Consider the following 25268-nt stretch of genomic DNA (forward strand, 5'->3'; position numbering starts at 1 on the left):
TGAGTCGCAGCAGCCGCGCAGGCCTGTTATGCATCATCGATCACCGATAATCAGATGGCTTTGAGCGCGTCGTCCAGCGCCTTGAAATCGGGCATCATACCGGCGTTCTCGAGTACTTCGGCATGGCGGATAATGCCTTCGCCATCGACCACAAACGCAGCCCGCTTGCTAACCCCCTCCATACCCAACACAAAGGTATCGTAAAGACAGTCATAGGCTTTCGACACGCCCTTGTTGAAGTCAGACAGCAGATCAAACGACAGCCCCTGTTCTTCGCGGAAACGCTCGAGCGCAAAGGGTGAATCGACCGAAATGCCCACCACCTTCGCGTTGAGCTTGGTGTACATGTTCATGTTGTCGCGGGCGCGGCAAAGCTGAGCCGTGCAGACACTGGTAAAGGCCAGCGGGAAAAAGAGAATGACCAGGTTCTGCCCGCTGAAGCTGCTGAGCGAAACCGGTTGCTTTTCGGTGTTGAATAGTGTGAAAGCAGGTGCTTTCTGTCCGATCGATAACATAGGTTATAATGTGGTGGCGGTAAAAAATGGATTATTTCCGATCACAAAAGTACGTTCATTGCGCAATAAAATCGTACTTCGTGGTCCGTATAACTCTTTTCCAAACTATGCAATCGTACTGGGGCGTTGATTTGGGAGGCACCAAGATCGAAGGTGTTGTGCTGCAGGCCAGCTCCGGGTCGCTTCCCTCTCCCAAGGATGTGCTGATCCGTCAGCGTATCGATACCGAAGCCAGCAAAGGCTACGACCATATTCTGAGTCAAATTCAGAAACTTATAAACCAGCTGAAGGCCGAAACCGGTCTGACGCCCGAGCGCATCGGGTTTGCCACACCCGGTGCCTTCGACCCGGTGCGGCAGACCATGAAAAACTGCAACACCACGGCCCTCAACGGCAAGCCCATGAAACAGGATCTGGCCCGGCTGCTGGGTGTGCCGGTCGAGGTTGCCAACGACGCCAACTGCTTCGTACTGGCCGAAACCACCCTGGGTATCGTACCCGACGTGGTGCCCAACTACCAGACAGTCTTTGGGGTGATTATGGGAACTGGCGTCGGTGGTGGTGTCGTGGTGAAAGGGCGCGATGGCCAGCCTGTCGTGCTTAACGGCCTGCAGGGCATTGCCGGCGAGTGGGGCCACAACCTGCTCGAAGAAAACGGCTACCCCTGCTACTGCGGCAAACGTGGCTGCGTTGAGCAGGTGATTTCGGGACCAGCGCTCCAGCGCTACTACCACCAGATCAGCGGGGAAGCCCGGACGATGAAGGAAATCATGGAACGCTACCAGGCGGGCGAAGACCTGTTTGCGAGCCAGACTGTCAACCGCATGCTTGAGTACTTCGGCAAAGCCATGTCGGTCATTATCAACATTTTCGACCCCGACGCGATTGTGCTGGGCGGGGGCGTCGGCAACGTCGACCTGCTCTACACCGAGGGCGTGGAGCGGGTCCGGAAATACGTTTTTAACAATGGGGAGCTGAACACCAAATTCCTGAAGCCCAAGCTGGGCGACAGCGCCGGCGTTTTTGGCGGAGCCATGCTGTAACGAGTATGTACCATAACCCAAAAAAAAGGGGAGCCTCCGTTAGGGCTCCCCTTTTTTTTGACTGGTGCGTAACGCTATGACCGGGGCCGGCCCCCGCCTGGGCGACCACCACCGGCCCCGCCGGCCGGAGCTGCGGGCGCTGCCGCGCCACCATTGTCGGAGCCGCCTTCGTCTTTGAGGTCGTCGTTGCCCGATTTGCCGCGCTGCCGCTGGGGCTGATCGAAGCTGAGCTTACCGAACTTGTAGCTGAAGTTGACCCGGACGCCGGCATTGTACAGACTCGTAACGCTCTGTTGCGAGAACAGGGCCGACTCCGATGCCGAGCGGATGGTGAAGGGGTGATTGAAAAAGTTTTCGCCCGCAATGCCGAAGCTGCCGCGCTTGTCTTTCATGTCTTTCTTCACGCCAATGCTGTAAAAGCCGAAGCCGCCCGAATAACCCTGCAGCTGCACCTGCCGGCCGCGCATGAAGCCAAAGCCCTGCACACCCCAGCCGTTTTTAAGCGTCAGGTTGGTAAAAATCCGGCCCGACACGACGAAGCCCGAATTCGACGCCCGGTAGATCAGGTTCGAACTGTTGTTGGTCAGGTCGGCGTAGAACGCGTCGAAGCCGCCCCCGATCTGCCATTTCGAAAACAGCGTGGCATTACCAAACAGGTTGATTCCGTAGGCCGCTTCGCGTCCGATGTTCAGGTAGGTGGTGCGCAGGGCCTGGGCCAGCGCCGGACTCGTTACGGTGCCGGTAGCCGTCGTATCGAAGTCACGCACGCTGGTGATCGAGTTGTTGGTACGCCGGGCAAACAGGGTTGCGTTGATGTACACCGATTTGATGTACGTGCTGCTGCCCAGTTCGAGGTTATCCGTCAGCTCGGGCGACAGCAGGGGGTTACCCTGTACGATATTGAGCGGGTTCGACGAGTTGGGGTTGGGGTTCAGAAACTGGATACCGGGGCGCTGCAGCCGGCGGTTGTAAGCCAGCTTGATGGTTTTGCCGCCCTTCAGCGTTTTGGAGATGTTGATGCTCGGCACCAGATTACCATACGATGGGATACCCAGGTCTTTACCGGCCTGCTCGCCCGACTGCGACTGATCGTAGAAGGCACGGATCGTTGTGTACTCGTAGCGCGTACCGGCCTTGATCGTGTATTTATTTTTGGTCGTCAGTGTGTACGACAGGTACGTGGCGGCAATATTCTGATCGTAGTTGAGCGTATTGGCCGGCCGGTTGGGGTCGATCACGAAGGCGGCATCGGGGCCGTTGGCAAAATTGTACTGGTAGTTGCTTTCGACCTTCCGGAAAATCCCTTTACCCCCAAATTCGAGCAGCTGGTTTTTACCCAGTGGTGTCTGGTAATCGGCCCGGATGGTCGACTCCTGGTTGTAGCTGCGGTTGAGGTTCTGCTGCCGGAACTGGGTTGTTTCGAAGTTGGTGGCCGGGTTCATGATATCGGCCGTGAAATCGTTCGTGCGGTTGTTGCGGCTGTACTGGGCCGATACGCTGAACTCCTGCTGGGGTTTGGCGTAGGTCTTGGTGTAGTCGATATTGGCATCGAGCGTACCCGACAGATCGGTGGTTTTGACGTTGCGGTCGCTCAGGCTGGGGAAGAAGCCCGATGCACTCACCGTCCGGGTCAGAAAATTATCCTGATACTGGTAGTTGTTGCGGGCCCCGTAGCGCAGGCTGGCCGTCAGGGCGCTGGTCTTGCTGATGTCGTAGTCCCAGCCCAGCGTGTATTGCCCAAAGAGTCCGTTATTGCGGTTGTCGGCCGTCTGGCGGGTGGTGCTGCTGTTGGCCCCGAAGGTTTGCTGCGTATTGTCGAAAGCGCCCTTCACGTTGTAGTTTCCCCGTCCGAACCCGCTCAGGCTGAAGCCCATTTTGCCGGTGCGCAGGTTGCCGTTCAGGCCCAGGTTGGCGCCCCGGTTCCCCACCCCCGAATCGAGGTTCAGCGTGAATCCCTGCAAGCTGGTTTTCTTGGTAATGATGTTGATGATCCCGGCCGAGCCTTCGGCATCGTACTTGGCCGAGGGCGAGGTAATGACTTCGACCGTTTTGATCATATCGGCCGGAATCTGCTTCAGGGCGTCGGCCACACTGCTGGCCACGATCGTGCTGGGCTTGTTGTTGATCAGCACGCGCACGTTGCTGCTGCCCCGCAGACTTACGTTACCGTCCAGATCGACCGACAGCAGCGGCACCTTGCGCATCACGTCGCTGGCATCGCCCCCCTTGTTGGTAATATCCTTGTCGGCATTGTACACGATCCGGTCGACTTTCTCCTCAACGATGGCTGCCTGGCCCACTACGTTTACTTCGGAGAGTGTCCGCACATCGGGAATCAGCCGGATGGTACCGATGTTCACGTCGCCCCGCCGGTCGAGTTTCACGCTCGATACGGTTTTGTTGCGGTAGCCCACAAACGAGATGAGCAGCCCAAACTGGCCCGGCGGCAGTTTAGGCAGCGTAAACTGGCCGTTCTCATTGGCTACAGTGCCGTCGATTGGCTTTTTGGTTTGCGGGTCGATGAGGGCAATGCTGGCAAATTCGACGGGTTTGCCGGAGGTCGAGTCGACCACGGTACCGGTTAGTTTCGCGTTGCCCCGGCTGGTAGCGCCATCAGGCAGGGTAGCGGGCGTGGCTGGCTGCGGGGCCGGCGTCGGAAACTGAGCCGATGCCGCCGTTGCCAGCAGCGTGCCTGCCAGTAAAAAAGGTAAAGAATAGTTCATGATAATGGCCCAGCGGGCCCGATAAAGAAAATACAAAAGTCGGTACGTCTCCCGGAAAAAGACAATTGAACCTGAACAATGATTACGTAAACCGAGCCCAAACCCGGAATATTACATAAGCGGCCCGTTGTCTGGACAAGCGGACGGCATTACTCAGGAAAACAATTGAGCGTTATTACTCAGTGCCGGATAATCGACCCGCTCGAGCACGGCCGGTACGTTGGACGGTTCGGTTCTGGATGTAATCTGTTTGCCGACGCTGTAGCTGTGCAGCTGCGCATCGGGGTATGGCGTTGCCAGCAATCGAAGGGCGTCGGCCTCCGTCAGCTCGTCGTGCAGCCAGGCCTGCTCAGCCTCGGCCGTGAGCACGCAGGGCATGCGCTGCTTGGTGTTGTGAATAGCGGCCAGCAGGGCGTTGGCGTCGGTCGTCAGCATCGTGTAGGTCCGAAACGTGCCTCCGGGCTCCGACGGGTCGGCACCGGGTTTGATCCACTCGTCCCACAGACCGGCAATCGACACGATGGGCTGATCACGGGCGCTGATGAAGAAGGGATATTTCTTACCCCCTTCTTCATGCCACTCGAAAAAGCCCGTTACCGGAATCAGACAGCGCTGCCCCGAACGGGCGGCCGACCGGAAGGATGGTTTCTCGAACATCGTTTCGGATCGGGCGTTGATCGTTCGCGACCGAATGTCCGTCGCGTCGCTGCCCGTTTTCACCCAGTACGGAATCAGGCCCCAATGCATCAACTGCAGGGTATCGGGTTGTTGTCGGGTCAGAATCGGCCAGGCCGGAAAGGCGTAAGCATTGGCGTGATAAACGGGCAGCAGCCCCTCGGCACCAGGCAGGGTAGCCTGGTAGCGCACTTCGAGCTCGGGAAGGGGTACGTTGAGTGACGTATGAAAACACATAAGACAGCGGGTCAGAACAGGCACGCTGTGTTCAGCCCGATTGGCTGGTGCAGACAGCGCCGTGGAGACAACTGTGTGTGTACGAAAGGGGTTATGAAATTATAGCTACGCGCCCTTTTTCGATTGTACCGTCCTGCCAACAGCTGGCCGACGAACAAAAACCGGAACTGCCGGTTAGAATCCCTTGATTACCGACCCATATGGCCACTTCAGATACTCCAGTCTCCGACACCAAACCCACTCAGCCCGCCGGCGTCCTGTCGCTATCCGACATACAGGCACAGTGCTGGCAACAGCTCAGCGAGGCCGTCGACGCGCCAGACCACGGCTTCCGAACGCCCGTACTGGCCACTGCCACCCACGGGGGCGCCAACGCCCGCACAGTGGTGCTGCGCAAAGTCGACACCGATCATCGTTACGTGTGGTTTCATACCGACGCCCGCGCCGACAAAGTGCTCGAGCTGGAAGCGACGCCCCATGCGCTACTGCTGTTCTGGGATGCCGAAAAACAGATTCAGATTCGGCTGGGCATCGAAACCCGGCTGCATACCGATGATTACGTTGCCGATGAACATTGGCAGGCCCTGGCGCTCAGCAGCCGTAAAATGTACCTGTCGGAGCACCCGCCCGGCCACAGCATCGACACCCCCTACCCAGGCTTCCCGGTCGAGTTGGGGTCGGAGTTGCCCGATAAGGCGCAGAGCGAAGTGGGGCGGCCTAATTTTGCCGTGATCGAATGCCGGGTGTTGCGGATGGAATACCTGCACCTGAGTCGTGCGGGCCAGGCGCGGGCCTGTTTTCAGTACGAGCCGGTGAGCCAGATGACCTGGCTGGTACCCTGATCGGGCTAGCGCACGCTCCAGACATACAGTCGTTCGACCCGTTCGCGGGCCCAGGGCGTTTTGCGCAGAAACGCCAGACTCGATTTAATACTCGGATTGTTGCGAAAGCAGTTGATGGGAATCTGTTCGCCCAGTTCGTCCCAGCCGTAGCGCGCTACCAGTTCGGTCAGGATAGCTTCCAGTGTTTTACCATGAAGCGGGTTGTTCGGTTGCTCCGTCATATCCGGCAAAGGTACACGACAGGATGACGGGATAAAGCCAGTTTTTAACTATCATCGACAGGATTTCAGGATGAAACAGGGCTATTGATCCAATCAATCCCGTACTCCTGTCCAGAAAAACCATCGACAGGATTAGGGTATGAAACAGGGTTGTTAATCTAATCAATCCCATAATCCTGTCCAGAAAAACCATTGACGGGATTAGGGGATCGAACAAGTTTAAAAACCCACCAAATCCTGTCATCCTGTCTATAAACCAACACACCATGCCAGACCGCGGCTTCAACTATGATCTCGACTTCACATCGGTCGATTTTCGGCAGCAGCCCGAGTTGTACCGGGTGGGCAAGGGTGAGCAGGGCGTACTGCTCGTGCAGCCCTACAAAGGCGAAATACTGCCCCACTGGCGTTTTAAAACGCCCGCTATTGCCCAGGCTTCGGCCGAGGCCATCTACGAGCTGTTTCTCGCGTATAAAACCGACGGCGACTTTGTCGGTATGGACATGGCCCGCAAGTTTCTGCAGATGGGCTACACCCGCGCCCGGCGCTACGCCAATCACCGCAGCGGCCAGAAATACGACGGCCCGGTGCCCGCTGATCAGAAAGGGCGGTCGGGTGCCCATGGCCGCGATCAGCTCCCCCGATCCGAAGACCCGGTCAAAGCCGAGTCGGCCCGGATTTTCTACGGCATGTACCTCAAAGCCCGCGAAGACGCCGACTATCAGCGGCTGAAAAAAGCATGGCAGGCGCAGTACGGCTGATCTTTCCGTAGTTTTGCGGCTGGTTCCGGGGTTGATCTACCCCGCAACCGACAAACTACAACCACAAACTCGTTCCATGCAGCTCCTCGACGGAAAGTATCTCTCCCAGCAGATCAAACAGGAAATTGCGGCCGATGTCGCCCAGATTCGCCAGCAGGGTGGCAAAATCCCCCACCTGGTCGCCATTCTGGTGGGTGCCAATGGCGCGTCGGAAACCTACGTCGCGTCGAAGATGAAAAACTGCGAGGAAGTCGGCATGACCTCCACGCTCATCCGCTTCGAACCAACCGTTACGGAAGATGAACTGCTCGACGCCGTGCGGCAGGTCAACGATAACCCCGACATGGACGGGCTGATTGTACAACTCCCCCTTCCCCCCCACATCAATCCCGACCGGGTTATGGAAACCATTGCGCCCGCCAAAGACGTCGACGGATTTCACCCCATCAATATCGGCCGGATGGCCAAAGGGCTGCCGGCCTACGTATCGGCCACCCCGCAGGGCGTGCTCGAAATGCTCAAACGCTATAACATCGAAACCAGCGGCAAGCACTGCGTGGTAGTCGGGCGCAGCCAGATCGTGGGGCTGCCCATGTCCATTCTGATGCAGCGTAACGACTACCCCGGCAACTGCACCGTTACGCTGACCCATTCGCGTACGCAGAACCTGGCCGAAATCTGCCGCACCGCCGATATTCTGGTAGCCGCGCTGGGCAAGCCCGAATTCGTTACCGGCGACATGGTCAAAGAAGGTGCCGTGGTGATCGACGTGGGTCTGGAGCGCGTACCCGACGCCAGCAAGAAAAGCGGTTTTGCCCTCAAAGGCGACGTGAAATTCGACGAGGTGGCGCCTAGGGCCAGTTACATTACGCCCGTACCGGGTGGCGTTGGCCTGATGACCATCTGCTCGCTTATGCAGAATACACTGAAAGCCGCCCGGGGCGAGGTGTATTAGTTTTTCATCGCCCAGTCTGCCCTTTCTCAGTCGGGCGGTCAGCGCAGTTATCAGCTGCTCCTGACCGCCCGATTTCCATTGATAACCGGTTGGTCCGGTTGGCTGATGACAGCCCCGGACGGGCTTGTCAGGCAAAAAAATATTCGCCCGTAGTTATACCGACCGCTTGTTCCTTCCCGGCCAGGATCGGACTCCCGGCAAAATACAATCAGCTGACGGTTCAGGACACGCGCCTGTACTATAGTCATCGCTTCCACGCCATCCCCCGCCCATACGCAACCAGACGTGTTTCCTGGCTGGGCAGATTTGTAGACGGCGTCGCCGGCACACTACAGTGTTGCCCCCAACGCTCATCCGTTATCGTCTGAAAAGACCGCTCCCAACCTGGTTACCAGGCGCCTTCGATTCCCATCTCTCCATCCCGACAAGTGTTAGCTTACCAACCGTTCGGTTGCCCCGGCCAGGTCGCTGTCACCGGCGCATCGTCCTGACCAGAATCCTGTTTTCGCCTTGTCGGACAGGCCATCGATGGTTGGGTAGATATACCCGGACGGCCCTGACCAGCTCACCGGGTGGCCCGCTTTTTCGCGCTCAAACCATCAGTAGAAACGATTTAGCCGCCTTTTATTAAAAAAATTAAAAAAGGATAAAAAAGCGCCTGATCGTATTCAACGCCATGATATCGTGCCTGCGACCTGTTTGTGCGACCGTGGTCGTCAGGCAGGCTACGGTGCCGATACATATCTGCTAACCGACTATAGCCAGCCTCCTTCAAGTAGCCTTTACTCAATTTTTTTCACTCAATCCATCCTCTGAATGCCACGATCACTGTACAGTTCAGCGGCCCGACAACGGCGAGTTGCCCGCCGGTCGGCCAGCCAGTTTGTACTGGGCTTATGCCTCACTGGCGGTTCACTTACGGCCTTTCTGCCCACGCTGGCCGGGGCTGCGCCAACAACGCCCCCGCCCACCGGCAACCACCCGCTGTCGGCGGCCGGCGCCGTTTATGCGCTGCGGCCCGACCATCACCCGTTGTTGCGAACAGCCCAGGCCCCGCCCCCGGTCACCATCAAAGGCCGGGTGCTGGACGAACTGGGCAAACCCATTCCGGGCTCGACGGTGCTGGTGAAGGGAACCAGTAACACGGGTACCGTTACCGACGCCAACGGCGCCTACACGCTGAGCGTACCCGACGGCGGGGGTATTCTGGTAGTATCATCGATTGGTTTTACCACGCAGGAGGTGCCCATCGACAACCGGGCGGCCATCGACATCACGCTGAAAACCGACGTGAAGTCGCTCAATGAAGTGGTGGTGGTGGGCTATGGGACGCAGCGCCGGGCCGAGGTAACCTCGGCGGTGGCCACCGTAAAAACCGAGGATTTCAACCAGGGCGGCACCCGCAACGCGCTCGATCTGGTGCAGGGTAAGGTAGCCGGCCTCCAGATCACCCGAACGCAGGGCAACAACCCCAACTCCAGCCCGGCGGTGCAGCTCCGCGGTATCGTTTCCATCAACGGTACGCAGTCGCCCCTGATCGTGATCGACGGTGTACCGGGCGGCAATCTGGACCTGCTGCAGCAGGACGATATTGCCTCGTTCGACGTGCTGAAAGATGGGTCGGCCGCGGCCATTTACGGCACGCGGGGCAACGCTGGTGTTATTCTGATCACGACCAAGAAAGGCAAGGCTGGCCCGGCGCGCTTCGATTATTCGACCTACGTACAGCACGAATCGGTGGCCAGACGGCCAAATTTCCTCAACGCCGACCAGTGGCGGGCGTATCGGGCCGATCCAGCCAACCAGAAAGCCGGCCAGATGCAGGACCTGAAGGCGACAACGGATTTCTACGACCTGCTGCTGAACAAGCAGAACCTGAGTCAGTACCACAACCTGGCCCTGTCGGGCGGAGGGGAGAAAGGCAGCTACCGGGCGTCGATGTACTACAACGGGGCCGATCCGATTACCATCCAGAACTGGCGGAAGCAGTTTGGCGGACGCCTGAGTTTCAACCAGCGCGGCTTTGGCGACATGCTGACGGCGCAGGTCAACCTAGCCACCAATTTCAACCGGGCCAACCTGCTGGGCGGTAATTCCGGCGATTTCGAAAACGCGCTGGGCCGCAATCCAACCCAGCCCGTGTTCAACCCCGACGGAACCTACTACGAAGAAGGCTCGACCACCAACCCGCTGGGCCGGCTGAATCAGGAGAAAAATGAGCGGGCGCAGCAAACAACGTCGGCCGATGTGCGCTTTACGCTCGAACCCATTCCCGGTTTGCGGGCCTCAGCGTTCGGAGCCATCATCCGCGACAACCAGAACGACAACGAATACCGGTCGACCCAGTCGCGGTTTTCAGATATCGGTACCCTCAACGGCACGCCCGTCAAAAAAACGGGTTACGCCCGCAAGTACAACTACCTGTCGACCAGCCAGACCTTCGAATCGACGCTGGAATACGAGCGTACCGTGGCCCAGGATCACAGCCTGAAAGCCCTGGCCGGCTACTCCTACCAGTATTTCGTCGCCGAAAATTTCTCGGGGGCCAACAGCGGCTTTCTAAACGATATCTTCCAGGAAAACAACCTGGGGGCCGGCAACTTCCTGCAGCTGGGCAAATCGTCGCTTAGCAGCGGCAAGGAAGACAATACGCTGATTGCGTTCTTCGGCCGACTCAACTACGCCTACAAAGACAAGTACATGGCGCAGGCCATTCTCCGGCGCGAAGGCTCGTCGCGCTTTGGGGCCAACAACAAATACGGCTATTTCCCCGCCGTATCGGCCGGTTGGACAATCAGCAAGGAGTCGTTTATGAGCAACCTGGCGTTTGTAAACGAGCTGAAACTGCGCGTGGGCTACGGGGTGACAGGCAACCAGGGCATTCCTAACTACCAATCGGTGGTCCGGCTCAGCACGGGCAACCAGTATCTCAATGACGATGGCATCTGGCGGCAAACCTATGGCCCCAGCAACAACCCGAACCCCAACCTGCGCTGGGAACGCAAACAGGAGGTTAACGTTGGTGTTGACTTTGCTCTGTTCAACGGCCGCCTGACGGGGGCCCTCGACCTGTATCAGCGCCGGACCTCCGACCTGCTGGGGAGTTTCAACACCCAACTGCCGCCCTTTGTGCAGTCGACGCTGTTTACCAACGTGGGTGTTATCCAGAACAAGGGGATCGAGCTGACACTGAGCGGCACAGTGCTGAAAAAAGAGAACTTCAGCTGGAGTATGGACTTCGCCGGCAGCACCCAGACCAACAAGCTGGTGTCGTTCTCCGACGATGTGTTTAAGGTCACGTTCCTCACCTTCGGCGATATCGGGGGCTTCGGCGCCCTGGGGCCCGCCATCCGCACCATCGAAGGCGGACCACTGGGCAGTTTCTACGGCAAGCGGTTTGCCGGCTTTACCCCTGAGGGTCGCTGGCTGTTCTACAAAGCCACCGGCGAAGCCGTAACGGCCGACAAAATTGTGCCTAACGACGATTATGCCTACATCGGCAACGGGATTCCGAAGGTCTATGCATCGTGGACCAACCGATTCCAGTACAAAAACCTCGATCTGTCGCTGTTTTTCCGAGGCAAGTTTGGCTATGATATCCTGAACCTGCAACAGGTCTTTTTCGGCAATAAAATTTACCTGCCCAACAACGTGCTGGTCGACGCCATCACGCGCAACAACCAGATCAACGACGCCCTGCAATTCTCCGATTACTACCTGGAACCGGGCGGTTTCGTCAAACTCGACAACGTGACGCTGGGATATAATGTCAAGCTCAACACGCCCCTGGTCCGCAACCTGCGCCTGTACCTGACGGGGCGCAACCTGCTGACGATTACCAAATACCGGGGCCTCGACCCCGAAGTCGACGATACAGGCCTGGCGCCCGGTATCGATGGCCGCGGCTTCTATCCGCGCACCCGCTCGTTCACCGCTGGTCTAAACATTGGCTTCTAATCCGATACCCATGAAACGATATACTCTCCAGCTGGGCCTGACGGGGCTACTGACCCTGTCGGGGCTTACCAGCTGCACCAACCTCGACGAAACGCTTTACAGCCAGATCAACTCGGCCCAGTTTTACAACAACCGTCAGGAAATTCTGTCGGGAGTGCTGCGCCCCTATACCCACGCCAACGCCTGGATTGCGCCCACCAGCCAGCAAAGCTACTGGCGGCTCAACGAACTCACGGCCGATCAGCTGGCCTGGCCCCAGAAGGGCCGCCATGGCTACGACGACGCGCAGTGGATTCGGCTGCACGGCCACAGCTGGGTGTTCACGGAAAACAACATCTGGAATCCCTGGTCACTGCTCTTCACGGGTGTCGGTTTCTGCAACAGTACCCTGGGCGATTTCAACCGGGTCGATTTTGCCCGCGCCGGCGTTAACGACACCGAAAAGGCGGCTTTCATTGCCGAACTGAAAGTATTCCGGGCGTTTCATTACATGAAACTGATGGACCTCTACGGCAACATACCCATCGTTACCACGGTTGGTACGCCCCTGAGCCCGCCTACGGCCAGCCGGGCCGAGGTATTTGCCTTCATCGAAAAAGAACTGAAGGAAAACGTGGATTTGCTGCCCAACCTGAGCAAACAGCAAATCGGCCGCATTACCAAAGCGGCCGGCTACGCCATGCTGTCGGAGCTGTACCTGAACGCCGAAGTCTGGCTGGGCACCGCCAAATGGGATGAGTGCATTGCAGCCTGCGATAAGATCATTCGGGGCGAAACGGGCGGTCTGAACGGTGCCCCCGCCCTCGACCCGGATCTGGTGTCGACATTCAACAACACCAACGAAAACTCGAAGGAGGCCCTGTTTCAGCTGACCTACGATTACCAGGCCACGCCCACCCGCTGCGGCTGGAACAGCGACTTCTACCACTTTGCCCAGCGCCTGATCTACGACGGCGATGCCAACGGCAACAACGGCGTGGTGGTAATCCCGAGCGCCTACGATGCCTTTAAAGACACCGACCTGCGCAAGTCGACCTGGATGCTGATCGGGCCCCAGTATCAGGCTGCCGACCCGACCAAGCCGGTGCTGGGAACCGAAGAATACCGGGACAAGCCGCTGGTGTTCGTGAAGGAAATTCGCCGGGCGAGCGAAAACAAAACCAGTTCGACGATGATCGACGGAGAGGAAAACAGCGGTGCCCGCTTCAACAAATACCGGCCGGGCCGGCAAACCGAAGCCAAATACTGGAGCAACGACTGGCTGATCTACCGCCTGACCGAAATTTATTTCAACAAAGCCGAAGCCCTGATGCGGAAAAACGGCGGAACGGCCACCACCGAAGCCGTAGAGCTGATCAACAACTGCCGCAAACGGGCCTTCAGCGCAGTCGACTTCACCAAAGAAGCCTACACCCCGGCCACGCTGACCCTGACCGAACTGCTGGCTGAGCGGGGCAGGGAATTTATTTTTGAAGGGAAACGCCGTACCGATATGATCCGTGCCGGCGCCTTCACGCGCGTGTCGTGGTGGGATCATCAGCCCAGCGATCCAAGCAAAAATCTGTTTCCGATACCGCAGCGTCAATTGGCGGCCAACCCCAATTTAGTGCAGAATCCGGGCTATCCGGCCCGTTAAACGGCCATTAGCTTAACAAACTTTAACAGCCCGACCCGCCCGGTCGGGCTTCTTTTGTGTAATTTTGGCTCCGGTCTGGATAGACCCTTTACACAAAAAGCACAGTCACCTTTATGCAATCATTTAAACGCCTGAACACCCTTACCGGCTGGTTCGTGTTCGCCGTGGCGCTCGTTACGTATGCGATGACCGTCGAACGGACCGCCAGTTTCTGGGACTGTGGTGAGTTCATTGCGTGTGCGTTCAAACTCCAGGTGCCCCACCCACCCGGCGCTCCGTTCTTTCTGCTGCTGGGCCGGGTGTTTTCCCTGCTGTCGCTGGGCGACCTGACCAACGTAGCGTACTGGATCAACATGGTATCGGTACTGGCCAGTGCCTTTACCATTGCCTTCCTGTACTGGACCATTTCCATGCTGGCCGAGAAACTGCTGGCGCAGCCCGGCACGCGCCCCGACGACCGTACCTACTCGACGGCCGATACGCTGCTGCTGATTGGTACCTCGGCCGTAGGCGCCCTCGCCTACACCTTTTCCGACACGTTCTGGTTTTCGGCTGTCGAAGCGGAGGTGTACGGGATGTCGTCGTTTTTTACGGCGATCGTGGTCTGGGCCGCGTTTAAATGGGAGCGCATCGACGATGAAGCCGCGGCCAACCGCTGGCTTATTTTCATTGCCTACCTGACGGGTCTGTCGATCGGTGTTCACTTGCTGAACCTGGTTACGCTGCCCGCCCTGGCCCTGATCTATTACTTCAAGAAAACGGCCAAACCAACCTTCTGGGGCGGCACCATGGCGTTTGCCATCGGGATGGTGGTACTCGGTATCATCAACGCCGGCATTATTCCGGGCCTGCCCGGCATGGCGTTTGTAGTCGAGCGGTTTTTCGTCAACACGCTGGGGATGCCGTTCAACTCGGGCACCATTTTCTTCACCGTGGTCTTTATCGGGCTGGTCGTGTTCGGCATCATATGGTCGGCGCGGCAGAAACGGGTGGTGCTCAACACCTCGCTGCTGGCCCTGGCCTTCGTGCTGATTGGCTATGCCTCGTACATGCAGGTGCTGGTGCGGGCCGATTTTAACCCGCCCATCAACGAAAACGATCCGAGCGATGCGCTGAACTTCCTGTCGTACCTGCGTCGGGAGCAGTACGGCAGCCGGTCGCTGCTCTACGGGCCGGTGTTTACTTCGCGCCCCATCGATCAGAAACCCGGTGCCGCCGTCTGGAAAAAAGAAGGCAAGAAATACGTGGTGTTCGATCACCAGCCTGAGTACGTGTATGCGCCGGGCGATGAGATGCTGTTTCCCCGCGTCTACAGCAGCCAGCAGAATCACCCGCAGCTCTACCGCCAGATGCTGGGCCTCGCCGAAGGGCAGAAACCCACCATGGGCGACAACCTGAAATTCCTGTTCGATTACCAGCTGGGCCACATGTGGTGGCGCTACCTGATGTGGAACTTTACGGGCCGCGAGAGCGACGAAGAGGGCGCCGGTTACCTGATGCCCTGGTCGTCGGACGAAGGCGCCCCCGACCTGCTCAAAACCAACAAGGCCCGCGACAATTTCTACATGCTGCCCTTCCTGCTGGGGCTGTTCGGTATCGTGTTTCAGTACTTCCGACGCCGAAACGATTTCCTGATCGTGCTGCTGCTGTTCGTATTTACGGGTATCGCGCTCCAGGTGTTCCTGAACTCGCCCCCCTCGGAGCCCCGCGAACGGGATTACATCTACGTGGGTTCGTTCTACTTCTTTGCCATCTGGGTTGGTCTGGGCGTTATGGCCATTGCCGAAGGGCTCCGCGCCTACCTGAAAGCCGATGGGCTCCGCAACGGGGCTGTGGTGGGCCTGAGCTTGCTGGTGCCGGTGATGATGGGCGCCAAAAGCTGGGACAACCACGACCGCAGCGACCGCTACCAGTCGGTCGACTTTGCCAAGAACCTGCTGAACTCCTGCGCGCCCAACGCCGTGCTCTTTACGGGTGGCGACAACGATACCTTCCCGCTCTGGTATGTGCAGGAGGTCGAAGGGTTCCGGACCGACGTACGGGTGTGTAACCTGAGCCTGCTGGGTACCGAGTGGTACATTCAGCAGATGAAGCGCAAGACGTACCAGTCGGATCCGCTGCCCATTTCGCTTGAGTTCGATAATTTCAACAAAGGCAAGAACGACATCGTACCGTTCTACGAAGTGCCGGGCGTAAAAAACGGCATCGACCTGAAACAGTACATCAGCCTGATCAAAGGCAACAGCAGTGCCATTCAGGTGCCGCTTTCCAACGGCGACATGACGAGTGTACTGCCCTCGTCGGTGCTGTTCCTGCCCATCGACCGGGCGGCCGTAGAGAAAGCCAACTTTGTACCGGCGCTGCTCAAACCCATCATGCGCGACACGCTGCAGTGGACCATCGGCAAGAAGGACCTCTACAAGCCCGACCTGATCATGCTCGACATCATCGCCACCAACAACTGGCAGCGGCCGATCTACTTCTCGAGCACCCTGGCCAACGACAACTACCTGAACCTGAAAGACCACATGCAGCTGGAAGGCTATGCCTACCGCCTGATGCCGGTATCGGTGCAGGGCGCTACGGATGGCTACGTGAACTCGACGATCATGTACGAAAACATGATGAAGAAGTCGGCGTTCCGCGAGTTCGACAACCCGAAGGTGTACTACGATGAGACGTACCGCACGCCCATCGTGTCGGCCCGGATCGCGTTCTTCCGCCTGGCCGATCAGTTGCTGCGCGAAGGCAACAAGGCCCGTGCGCTCGAAGTGCTGAACTACTCGCTGAAGGTGATTCCCGACAAGAGCATCCCCTACGACCAAATTTCGTCGAACTACGTCCGGTTCCTGTTCGAGCTGGGCGAGCCCAAACGGGCGCTCGAAATTGCCGATATCATGGCCACCCGCGCCGATCAGGCACTGAGCTACGACAAAACGGGGCATCAGTACGGCAGTCCCAACTCCGACCTGTATGTGCTCCAGACCATTGTCGAAGCCTGCAAGGACGCCAAACAAACGGCAGCCGCCAGCAAATACGAAGCGATTTTCCAGCGGCACATTAGCACCTTTAACTAGTCGCACCTGCGTTCCGGCGCACCGGAACGCCGGACCGCCGGCGCTTCACGGTCTGTTCCGACGGCCCATTCCTGATCAGGGGTGGGCCGTCGGGCGTTTTGGGCCGATGCGGCACCGATGAAGTCGCGAAAAAGCCGTTTCTTTACGTAGACTATGCCACTTTACATTACCTCTCTCAATTCGGGCAGCAACGGCAACTGCTACTATGTGGGCAACGGGCAGGACGCGGTGCTGATCGACGCCGGCATTTCCCGCAAGCAAACCGAACTGCGCATGGCCCGGCTGGGCCTGTCGCTCGATACGGTTCGGGCTATCTTCGTATCGCACGAACACAGCGACCACGTGCGGGGTATCCATCACCTGGCCAGTGCCTACCGGCTGCCGGTCTACATTACCACCCAGACGCGCCAGTCGGTGCGGCTGCCCGACCAGAAATTTCCGATCAAACCGTTCCGGAGCCACGAGTCGGTCTGGATCGGCGACCTTTGTGTGAAAGCCTTTCCGAAATACCACGATGCCTGCGACCCCCACAGTTTTGTGGTCAGCTACGGCGACATTCGGGTGGGTGTACTGACCGATATTGGCATGGCCTGCGACGAAGTGGTGGCGCATTTCAGTCAGTGCGACGCGGCTTTTCTGGAAGCCAACTACGACGAGCAGATGCTGGCCAGCGGTCCTTATCCCTTCGTACTGAAACGCCGGATTCAGGGTGGTCGCGGCCACCTTTCCAACCAACAGGCGCTGGCCCTCCTGCGAGCCCACAAGCCGGCCCACATGAGCCACGTGCTGCTGGCTCACCTCTCCAAAGACAACAACAACCCCGAGCTGGTGCGCCAGCAGTTTGCGCCCCACATGGATCGGACCGAGCTGGTCATTGCCTCCCGCTACGAAGAAACCCCCGTTTATACCATCGGGGCCTAACGCAGACGGGGTTGCCGGAACCAGTTTCCAGCAACCCCGTTTAGTGTTAGCATCATCACTCCCTTTCAGTTGTCGGCTAAACCCGCTACACCCTGTTCGACAGGCGTCGTGTTTGCTGGCCCGTCGGACGACGCCCGAAAGGTTTTCATCATCCAGTGATTCAGCATAATGCATTTGATCGCCAGGCGGGTCATATCGTCCCGGGTAGGCTCATCGGCAGGCATTGCCTCAGCCGCCTGCAATACCTTTGCTTTCAGGCTTATAAAATCGGCCGGTGCATCCGGGCTGATGAGCTGCCGATAAAGCACGTAGATGTCGGCCCGGATGCGAACCATATCGTGTACTGTTTGCAGGGCCTTATCCGCCGGTACGGCACCAGCCGCTACTTTCCGTAGCAGCTGGCAGCGATAACTCGAACAGATGGCCAGACGGGGCTGATCGTAGATGGTGCAGCATCCGGCGAAGTACGTACACGGCTGCCGAAAGAAGGCCTGATTACCATCCACCACATACGCATCTTTTAGTCGGGGAGGCAGTTGCTCCCCCGGCTCCAACATGGCCTGCTCGAATAAAGTCCCGTCGCAACAGAAGCCACAGTGAAGGCAAATTTGCTGCTCCTGATTCAGGCTAGGCTGCATAGTTTGCGGATTTTGATAGGGTCTATAGTCTGCTGATTAGTCAAATCGCCAGGCTAACTACTTGATTTTATTTGCTTGCTTCAACGCTTCTTCTATGAGACGCTCAAACTCATTGAACTCCATCATCCCGCTGTTATTCGCATCAAACATTTTGATAATTTGAGCTGCTGCTGCTGGTGTAATATCCGCTTTTATATCATTTCTCATCTCCTTATCAAGCTTTATTTTGGCGATAAATTCAGAACCTCTTATGCCCCCTTTTGCCAGTACCAAAGCCAGTTCAGTAGCTGATATCTGACCACTTTTATCAACGTCGAACGTATCAAAGGCAGCTTTGATCTGTGCAGATGACGGATATGCAGGCATGGGCATGATTTCTCCCCCTTTGTCGCCGGAAGCTGAGTTAAGAACGCCTAAAGTAAGATCGTCATTCGTTTTCACTGCCTCAACCGTGGGGGCTACGGTATCGGTTGGCTGACAGGCCGAGAAGGTAAGCGTCATGGCCACGGCCATCAGGGGTAGTACTTTTTTTTTCATGGTGTTGTACTGTCTACGATGCGAGTAATTGTGAACCGATTCAGTTAAAACGTTTCTTTTTTCATGAATATAGAAACACATTTTCCCTGTAAGCAACCATTTGATCTACTTTGAGTGCGAATCGGCACTTTTTTGAGCACGAAACCGGTGTTCACCGTGTAATGCGAACCGGCGATATGTATTCTTGAACGACGCATAGCCAACCCAACCGGCAACCGACAGCGAGCCGCTTCTCCAGCTGCACCTGCTGGCCTGACCCTACCAAAAAGCCGCGGGGCTGATTCATACGAACCAGCCCCGCGGCTTTTTATAGGCTGCATCGACAGGCGTTTACCCAATCTTGCCAACCATATCTTCGGGCTTCACCCACTCGTTGAATTCGGCTTCGGTCAGGTAGCCCAGCTGCAGCGCCGTTTCCTTGAGCGTCGAGCCGTTTTTGTGGGCGGTCTGCGCAATCTCGGCGGCTTTGTAGTAGCCAATTTTGGTGTTCAGCGCCGTAACCAGCATCAGCGAGCTGTCGACGTGCTTTTTGATGTTGGCTTCGATGGGTTCGATACCCTCGGCGCACTTGTCGTTGAACGACACGCAGACATCGCCGATCAGGCGGGCCGAGTGCAGGAAGTTGTAGATCATGACCGGCTTGAACACGTTCAGTTCGAAATGACCGTTCATGCCGCCGATGTTGATGGCCACGTCGTTGCCCATCACCTGCGCGGCCACCATGGTCATGGCTTCGCACTGCGTGGGGTTCACTTTACCCGGCATGATGCTCGACCCCGGCTCGTTGTCGGGGATGTGCAGCTCGCCGATACCGGCGCGGGGGCCACTCGACAGCATCCGGATGTCGTTGCCGATTTTCATTAAACTGGCGGCTACCGTTTTCAGGGCACCGTGGGCTTCAACGATGGCATCGTGGGCGGCCAGGGCTTCAAACTTGTTTTCGGCCGTTACGAAGGGCAGCCCCGTCAGCGTGGCGATGTGTCTGGCTACGTTTTCGGCGTAGTTGGGGGGCGTGTTGATGCCCGTTCCGACGGCGGTGCCGCCCAGCGCCAGTTCGCTCAGGTGGGCCAGCGAGTTATTGATGGCCCGCAGCCCATGGTCGAGCTGCGAGACGTAGCCCGAAAACTCCTGCCCTACCGTCAGCGGGGTAGCATCCATGAAGTGGGTCCGGCCAATCTTCACCACGTGCATGAACTGCTTCGATTTGGCAGCCAGCGTATCGCGCAGTTTGGTGATGCCCGGAATCGTTACGTCGAGCAGAATCTTGTAGGCCGCAATGTGCATAGCCGTCGGAAACGTGTCGTTGCTCGACTGCGATTTGTTGACGTCGTCGTTGGGGTTAAGGTATTTTTTCTCGTCGGTCAGGTTGCCCCCGTTGAGCACGTGGGCGCGGTAGGCTACCACCTCGTTGACGTTCATGTTCGACTGCGTGCCCGATCCGGTCTGCCACACCACCAGCGGAAACTGATCGTCGAGCGAACCGCTCAGGATTTCGTCGCAGACCCGGCCAATCAGGTCGGCCTTATCCTGCGCCAGCACCCCCGCGTCGAGGTTGGTCAGGGCAGCCGCTTTTTTGAGATAGGCAAACGCCTGAATGATCTCGCGGGGCATTTTATTGATGTCCTGCGCAATTTTGAAATTTTCGATCGAGCGCTGCGTCTGCGCGCCCCAATAGACATTGGCCGGTACCTGTACCTGCCCCATCGTGTCTTTCTCGATGCGGTATTCCATGTGATTATTGAGCGATTAAGTGCATGGGTGATTGAGTGCTGGCTGGACGAGTTATTCACTCAATCGCGCACGCACCCATTCACTCACTGGGTTTCGTCGCAAAGGTAGAGTGCAGGCAGACAGGGTTGCAAGGAATTATCACCTTTGTATAGGCGGCATTATGGGTGGCAACCGAACCACATCCCTTCGATCTGCGGTTAACGGGGTACTACGTTCCCTCTCCTCCCCCGCTCGTATGGCAGCGCCTGTTCTCCCCAAAAAAATTGCGGCCCGGCAGCACGAAATTACGGCCGACTACATGGCCCTGCTCGACCGGCACCTGGCCGACGTGGTGGCCGGCCGCGTCGAACGCATGCACGAAATCCGCGACCTGGCCGACGAACTGCATATGCATCCCACCCACCTGAGCAACACCATCCGGCTCACGACGGGGCAGTCGCCCTGCTACTTTTTCGAAGCCAAAATCATGGACATGGCCCGGCAGCTGTTGCTCGATCCGGGGCGTTCGGTGGCCAGCATTGCCACCCTGCTTACCTTCGACCCGTCGAATTTCACCAAGTTCTTCAAGCGGTTTCAGGGCACCACACCCCGGCAGTACCGCGAAGAACAATGGGCCATACAGCGCCAAAAAACGGAAGCTGTCACCAGTTAATCGGAACTACTCACCATGTTGGGGCAGGCCGGGTCACCGACCTTTGTGTTGTCAGGAAAAGAAACGACCGGGCATGAGTATGCTACATGATGCTGTCGAAAACGGTTTCCGACCGTCTTTCTTCTGCCGGCTCACCGCTCGTTTCCTTCTCCTGTCACCTCACACATTTAGCACATAAAGCAAATGGCAACCGAACAGAAAATCGCATTGGTAACCGGCGGGAGCCGGGGCCTGGGTAAAGACATGGCCCTTCGCCTGGCCGACCGGGGTATCGACGTGCTGCTGACCTACAACAGCCAGCAGGCCGACGCCGAAGCCGTGGTAGCCCAGATTCAGGCCAAAGGGCAGCGGGCCGCAGCGCTCCAGCTCAACACCGGTCAGACGACCACCTTCGACGGATTTTATGAGCAGGTCAACGCCACCCTGCAGCAAACCTTCGGGGCCAGTTCGTTTAATTTCCTCATCAATAACGCCGGCATCGGGATGTATGTACCCTTCGCGCAGGTATCGGAAGACCAGTTCGACGAGTTGATGAATGTTCATTTCAAGGGCGTTTATTTCCTGACCCAGAAAGCGCTGCCCCTGCTCACCGACGGGGGCCGGATCATCAACATCTCGTCGGGTCTAACGCGCATCACCATGCCCGGCTCATCGGCGTATGCCAGCATGAAAGGGGCGGTCGAAATTTTCACGCGGTACCTGGCCAAAGAACTGGGTTCGCGGAAAATCACGGCCAACGTGGTAGCACCGGGCGCCATCGAAACCGACTTCGGCGGGGGTCGCACGCGCGACAATGCCGAAATCAACAAGATGATTGCGTCGCTGACGGCGCTGGGCCGGGTTGGGCTGCCCCACGACATTGGCGGGGTGGTGGCGTTCCTCTGCACCGATGATGCCTACTGGATCAACGGGCAGCGCATCGAAGTATCGGGCGGGCAGGGGCTGTAGGTCCATTACCCGACTCCGCAGCGGCAGTGGTGATGGGGGTTGGTCAGACCAAAGGGGGCATTCAGCCGTCCGGTTGAGACCTTCGCGCATCACCACTTGCTTTTGCCTGAAAGCCGTAGCAGCTTTACGAAAAACCCCAACCGCCCCTGCTATGGATCAGCGCATTATCAATCTGTTCGACGAATACACCCACAAGCCGCTCCGGCGCGACGATTTCCTGAAACGGCTGGCCAAACTAACCGGCAGTATGGCCGCGGCCCTGTCGGTACTACCCCTGCTCGAAGTCAATTACGCGCAGGCCGCTACCGTACCCGATCAGGACGATCGTATTAAAACCGAGTCGATTACCTACCCCGGTGCCGATACCACCATGAAGGGTTATCTGGCCCGGCCAGCCGCGGCCGGCAAGTATCCGGCGGTGGTGGTTATCCACGAAAACCGGGGCCTCAACCCCCACATCGAAGACGTTACGCGCCGGCTGGCGCTGGCCGGCTTTCTGGCGCTGGCCCCCGACGCCCTCTCGGCCGCGGGTGGTACGCCTGCCGATGAAACCCAGATGCGGGAGCTGTTCGGGAAACTCGACCCCGCCACTACGCGCTCCAATTTTGTCAAGGGCATCGACTACCTCAAATCCCGCCCCGACAGTACGGGCAAGGTGGGCTGCGTGGGGTTCTGCTGGGGTGGAGCCATGGCCAACCAGCTGGCGGTTCATTCGCCCGACATGAAAGCGGCCGTGGCCTTCTACGGCCGGCAGCCCGACGCGGCCGACGTAGCTAAGATCAAAGGCGCCGTTCAGCTGCACTACGGTGGGCTCGACGAACGGGTCAACGCCGGCATTCCGGCCTACGAAGAAGCGCTCAAGAAAGACAAGATTCCCTACGAACTGTATGTCTACGATGGCGCTCAGCACGCCTTCCACAACGACACGGCTCCGACCCGTTATAACGAAGCGGCCGCCAAACTGGCCTGGGGCCGCACCATCACCTTTCTGAAGAGCCGGCTGGCCTAGGCAAAAAAAAGCAGCCCGGCAGTGGGTTACCTTTTCGTAGTCAGGGTATTAAGAAGCAGATCACTTGTTAATTATCCCAAAACGAATACACCTGTGAAAAAATCAGCTTTCTTCCTGCTGTCGATGGCAGCCTTGGCTACGGCCTGTTCGAGCAATAAACCCGAGACGTCGGCCACGACGGTAACCGACACCACCATGTCGGCCATGCCGGATTCGGCCATGTCGACTACGACGACGACCATGAGCACCGATTCGATGAGCACCGACACCACCCGTCGCGATTCGATCAAATAGATTACGCTTTAGTCAACGACCAGACGCCCGGCTGATTCAGTCGGGCGTCTGGCATTTTTGGCAGATCCAACACGAAAAAATAAAGAACAATTGGTCGGCATGTAGTTTCTGTAGTAAACCGTCGCCCCTTCGGACAGATACCCTGTCCCGATCTGGCGATTGGCCAAACCTGCTTTATTCTCATGTCTACTCACAAATCAGCCGATGCGCTCCGCGATCTGGGGACGGTCGTCGGCGTTGGCATTCTGGCCGGTCTGGCCGGCACCGTGGCCATCACGCTCTCGCAAACCATCGAAATGAGCATTACTAAGCGCAAACCCAGCACGGTTCCGGCCGATGCCGTGTCGAAGGTGCTCGATGTGAAGGCTACCCAAAAAGAAAAGAAAGAAAAAGTGTCGCAGGAAATTCACTGGACCTACGGCACCGCCTGGGGCATTCCGCGCGGCCTGCTGGCACTGGCGGGCGTGCGGGGCTGGCCCGCCACGCTGGCCCATTTCCTGACGATCTGGGGAACCGGGCTGGTGATGCTGCCTAAACTTGAGCTGGCACCACCCATTACCGAGCAGGATGCCCAGACCATTGCGACCGATGCCCTGCACCACGCCGTTTATGCGGTCGGTGTCGGGCTGGCCTACGATGCCATCGACGGCGACCACTGATGTCATGGGCCCGGTTACTGTCCCTGGTAGCCGGGCCCATGAATACCGTTAAAAAAAACCGCATTCCGGCATACGCCCCGACGATCTGTGGGTTACCTTTGCGGCATGATTTCCCGAACGGGCATGTCCCCCTGCTTCCGACATCGACTTCATCAAGCTGGTCACTGACCTCCGGTCATACCCACACAGCCCCGCCCCCGTGCGTGACGGTCTGTTCTTTTCCTCTATTTTTGCTCGTTGTTTTCTCGTTGTCGCTACCGGTAGTAACTGGTGCCGACTGATTTTCTCACCACTTTGGTACCTGACGGGTCGCCCTGTTCCGATCGTTGGTTACCCATCGCACGCTGTGCTTTTTTCATGACCTCTGTATTACGTATTGCGCTTCAAAAGTCTGGTCGGTTGAGCGAAGACTCCTACCAGCTGTTTAAAGAATGCGGTATCCGGTTCGACTATGGCACCGGCAAGCTCCGCTCCGTTTCCTCAAACTTCCCCGCGGAGTTCCTGTTTCTGCGCGACGACGACATTCCGGGCTACGTCGAGGATGGCGTTGCCGACCTGGGCATCGTGGGCGAAAACGTAGCCGTCGAAACGGGCCGCGTTGTCGATACGGTGCATAAGCTGGGCTTTTCGAAGTGCCGCCTGTCGATTGCCGTACCCCGGGGTGCCGAGTGGAACGGTATTCAGGACCTTGAGGGTAAAAACATCGCTACCTCGTACCCCAACCTGCTGGGCCAGTATCTGGCCGGGCAAAACGTAACGGCCGATATTCACGAGATCAGCGGGTCGGTTGAAATCGCCCCCAGCATTGGGCTGGCCGAAGCCGTCTGCGATATCGTCAGTTCGGGCAGCACCCTGCTCAGCAATGGACTAAAAGAAGTCGAAACGATTTTCCGTTCCGAAGCCATCCTGATTGCCCGCCCGAACCTCGACGCCGACAAACAGAAGCTGCTCGACAAACTGTTGTTCCGTATCAAATCGGTGCAGACAGCCAAAAACAACAAATACATTGTGCTGAACGCCCCCAACCACGCCCTGCCGACGATTACGGCGCTACTGCCGGGGATGCGCAGCCCGACCATCACCCCGCTCGCTACCGAAGGCTGGAGTTCGGTCTATTCGGTACTGAGCGAAAATGAGTTCTGGGAAAATATCGAAGCCATCCGGGCCGCCGGCGCCGAAGGCATTCTGGTGATTCCAATCGAAAAAATGATTTACTAGCGGATTCGCCGTTCTTCGC

At 57.8% G+C, this 25268-nt stretch carries 21 protein-coding genes; 14 read left to right on the top strand and 7 right to left on the bottom strand.

Annotated features, from left to right (window positions below):
- Positions 1 to 50: 50 nt before the first annotated feature.
- Entirely contained in the window at positions 51 to 515 is a 465-nt protein-coding gene (locus tag ACYVAC_RS08625) for a redoxin domain-containing protein (RefSeq protein ID WP_461097213.1), read from the bottom strand.
- Between the two features lie 107 nt (positions 516 to 622).
- On the opposite strand from ACYVAC_RS08625, the gene ACYVAC_RS08630 reads away from it, so the two are divergent.
- A complete protein-coding gene (locus ACYVAC_RS08630; RefSeq protein WP_461097214.1) occupies positions 623 to 1558 on the top strand; it encodes an ROK family protein in 936 nt (311 codons plus the stop codon).
- Between the two features lie 74 nt (positions 1559 to 1632).
- Here ACYVAC_RS08630 and ACYVAC_RS08635 read toward each other — a convergent pair whose 3' ends face one another.
- Together ACYVAC_RS08635 and ACYVAC_RS08640 are read right to left on the bottom strand one after the other, a co-directional pair.
- Entirely contained in the window at positions 1633 to 4281 is a 2649-nt protein-coding gene (locus tag ACYVAC_RS08635; protein WP_461097215.1) for a TonB-dependent receptor, read from the bottom strand.
- Positions 4282 to 4434: 153 nt separating this feature from the next.
- Positions 4435 to 5193: an SOS response-associated peptidase gene (locus ACYVAC_RS08640; protein WP_461097216.1), complete on the bottom strand. Its 759-nt coding sequence runs from the start codon at positions 5191 to 5193 to the stop codon at positions 4435 to 4437.
- Between the two features lie 200 nt (positions 5194 to 5393).
- Between ACYVAC_RS08640 and ACYVAC_RS08645 the strand changes: the two genes are divergently transcribed.
- Positions 5394 to 6035 carry a pyridoxamine 5'-phosphate oxidase family protein gene (locus tag ACYVAC_RS08645; protein WP_461097217.1) on the top strand — a complete coding sequence of 214 codons (642 nt, stop codon included), beginning with the start codon at positions 5394 to 5396 and terminating at the stop codon, positions 6033 to 6035.
- A gap of 5 nt (positions 6036 to 6040) precedes the next feature.
- Here the strand turns inward: ACYVAC_RS08645 and ACYVAC_RS08650 are convergent, their stop codons facing one another.
- The gene (locus tag ACYVAC_RS08650) at positions 6041 to 6256 is read right to left on the bottom strand and encodes a VF530 family protein (protein WP_461097218.1); all 216 of its coding nucleotides are present in this window, start codon (positions 6254 to 6256) and stop codon (positions 6041 to 6043) included.
- A gap of 266 nt (positions 6257 to 6522) precedes the next feature.
- On the opposite strand from ACYVAC_RS08650, the gene ACYVAC_RS08655 reads away from it, so the two are divergent.
- The 6 genes from ACYVAC_RS08655 to ACYVAC_RS08680 all read left to right on the top strand — a co-directional run bounded on the left by ACYVAC_RS08655 (position 6523) and on the right by ACYVAC_RS08680 (position 17563).
- Positions 6523 to 7017, top strand: coding sequence for a DUF4385 domain-containing protein (locus ACYVAC_RS08655; protein WP_461097219.1), 495 nt, complete (start codon positions 6523 to 6525; stop codon positions 7015 to 7017).
- A gap of 76 nt (positions 7018 to 7093) precedes the next feature.
- Positions 7094 to 7972, top strand: coding sequence for a bifunctional 5,10-methylenetetrahydrofolate dehydrogenase/5,10-methenyltetrahydrofolate cyclohydrolase (locus ACYVAC_RS08660; protein ID WP_461097220.1), 879 nt, complete (start codon positions 7094 to 7096; stop codon positions 7970 to 7972).
- An 816-nt stretch (positions 7973 to 8788) separates the two neighbouring features.
- Positions 8789 to 11929 (top strand): SusC/RagA family TonB-linked outer membrane protein, encoded by a 3141-nt coding sequence (locus ACYVAC_RS08665; RefSeq protein WP_461097221.1) that lies wholly within the window; start codon positions 8789 to 8791, stop codon positions 11927 to 11929.
- 10 nt (positions 11930 to 11939) lie between these two features.
- The gene (locus ACYVAC_RS08670; protein ID WP_461097222.1) at positions 11940 to 13565 is read left to right on the top strand and encodes a RagB/SusD family nutrient uptake outer membrane protein; all 1626 of its coding nucleotides are present in this window, start codon (positions 11940 to 11942) and stop codon (positions 13563 to 13565) included.
- 113 nt (positions 13566 to 13678) lie between these two features.
- The gene (locus ACYVAC_RS08675) at positions 13679 to 16642 is read left to right on the top strand and encodes a glycosyltransferase family 117 protein (RefSeq protein ID WP_461097223.1); all 2964 of its coding nucleotides are present in this window, start codon (positions 13679 to 13681) and stop codon (positions 16640 to 16642) included.
- A gap of 153 nt (positions 16643 to 16795) precedes the next feature.
- Positions 16796 to 17563 (top strand): MBL fold metallo-hydrolase, encoded by a 768-nt coding sequence (locus ACYVAC_RS08680; RefSeq protein WP_461097224.1) that lies wholly within the window; start codon positions 16796 to 16798, stop codon positions 17561 to 17563.
- A gap of 65 nt (positions 17564 to 17628) precedes the next feature.
- Here ACYVAC_RS08680 and ACYVAC_RS08685 read toward each other — a convergent pair whose 3' ends face one another.
- From ACYVAC_RS08685 to fumC, 3 genes are all read right to left on the bottom strand, one after another.
- On the bottom strand, positions 17629 to 18201 hold the full coding sequence (locus ACYVAC_RS08685) for a hypothetical protein (protein WP_461097225.1): 573 nt from the start codon (positions 18199 to 18201) through the stop codon (positions 17629 to 17631).
- Between the two features lie 57 nt (positions 18202 to 18258).
- On the bottom strand, positions 18259 to 18738 hold the full coding sequence (locus ACYVAC_RS08690) for an EF-hand domain-containing protein (RefSeq protein ID WP_461097226.1): 480 nt from the start codon (positions 18736 to 18738) through the stop codon (positions 18259 to 18261).
- 330 nt (positions 18739 to 19068) lie between these two features.
- Positions 19069 to 20469, bottom strand: coding sequence for a class II fumarate hydratase (fumC, locus tag ACYVAC_RS08695; RefSeq protein WP_461097227.1), 1401 nt, complete (start codon positions 20467 to 20469; stop codon positions 19069 to 19071).
- Between the two features lie 235 nt (positions 20470 to 20704).
- Between fumC and ACYVAC_RS08700 the strand changes: the two genes are divergently transcribed.
- The 6 genes from ACYVAC_RS08700 (at position 20705) to hisG (ending at position 25249) form a co-directional block, all read left to right on the top strand.
- Complete coding sequence (locus ACYVAC_RS08700; protein WP_461097228.1) at positions 20705 to 21121, top strand: helix-turn-helix domain-containing protein; 417 nt, start codon at positions 20705 to 20707, stop codon at positions 21119 to 21121.
- Positions 21122 to 21304: 183 nt separating this feature from the next.
- Positions 21305 to 22069, top strand: coding sequence for an SDR family oxidoreductase (locus ACYVAC_RS08705; RefSeq protein WP_461097229.1), 765 nt, complete (start codon positions 21305 to 21307; stop codon positions 22067 to 22069).
- 151 nt (positions 22070 to 22220) lie between these two features.
- Positions 22221 to 23078, top strand: coding sequence for a dienelactone hydrolase family protein (locus tag ACYVAC_RS08710; protein WP_461097230.1), 858 nt, complete (start codon positions 22221 to 22223; stop codon positions 23076 to 23078).
- A 93-nt stretch (positions 23079 to 23171) separates the two neighbouring features.
- Positions 23172 to 23372, top strand: a complete 201-nt coding sequence (locus tag ACYVAC_RS08715) for a hypothetical protein (protein WP_461097231.1) — start codon at positions 23172 to 23174, stop codon at positions 23370 to 23372.
- A gap of 182 nt (positions 23373 to 23554) precedes the next feature.
- A complete protein-coding gene (locus ACYVAC_RS08720) occupies positions 23555 to 24031 on the top strand; it encodes a hypothetical protein (RefSeq protein WP_461097232.1) in 477 nt (158 codons plus the stop codon).
- A gap of 357 nt (positions 24032 to 24388) precedes the next feature.
- Positions 24389 to 25249 (top strand): ATP phosphoribosyltransferase, encoded by an 861-nt coding sequence (gene hisG / locus ACYVAC_RS08725; RefSeq protein WP_461097233.1) that lies wholly within the window; start codon positions 24389 to 24391, stop codon positions 25247 to 25249.
- Positions 25250 to 25268: the final 19 nt, after the last annotated feature.

It is taken from the genome of Spirosoma luteolum (assembly GCF_054778875.1).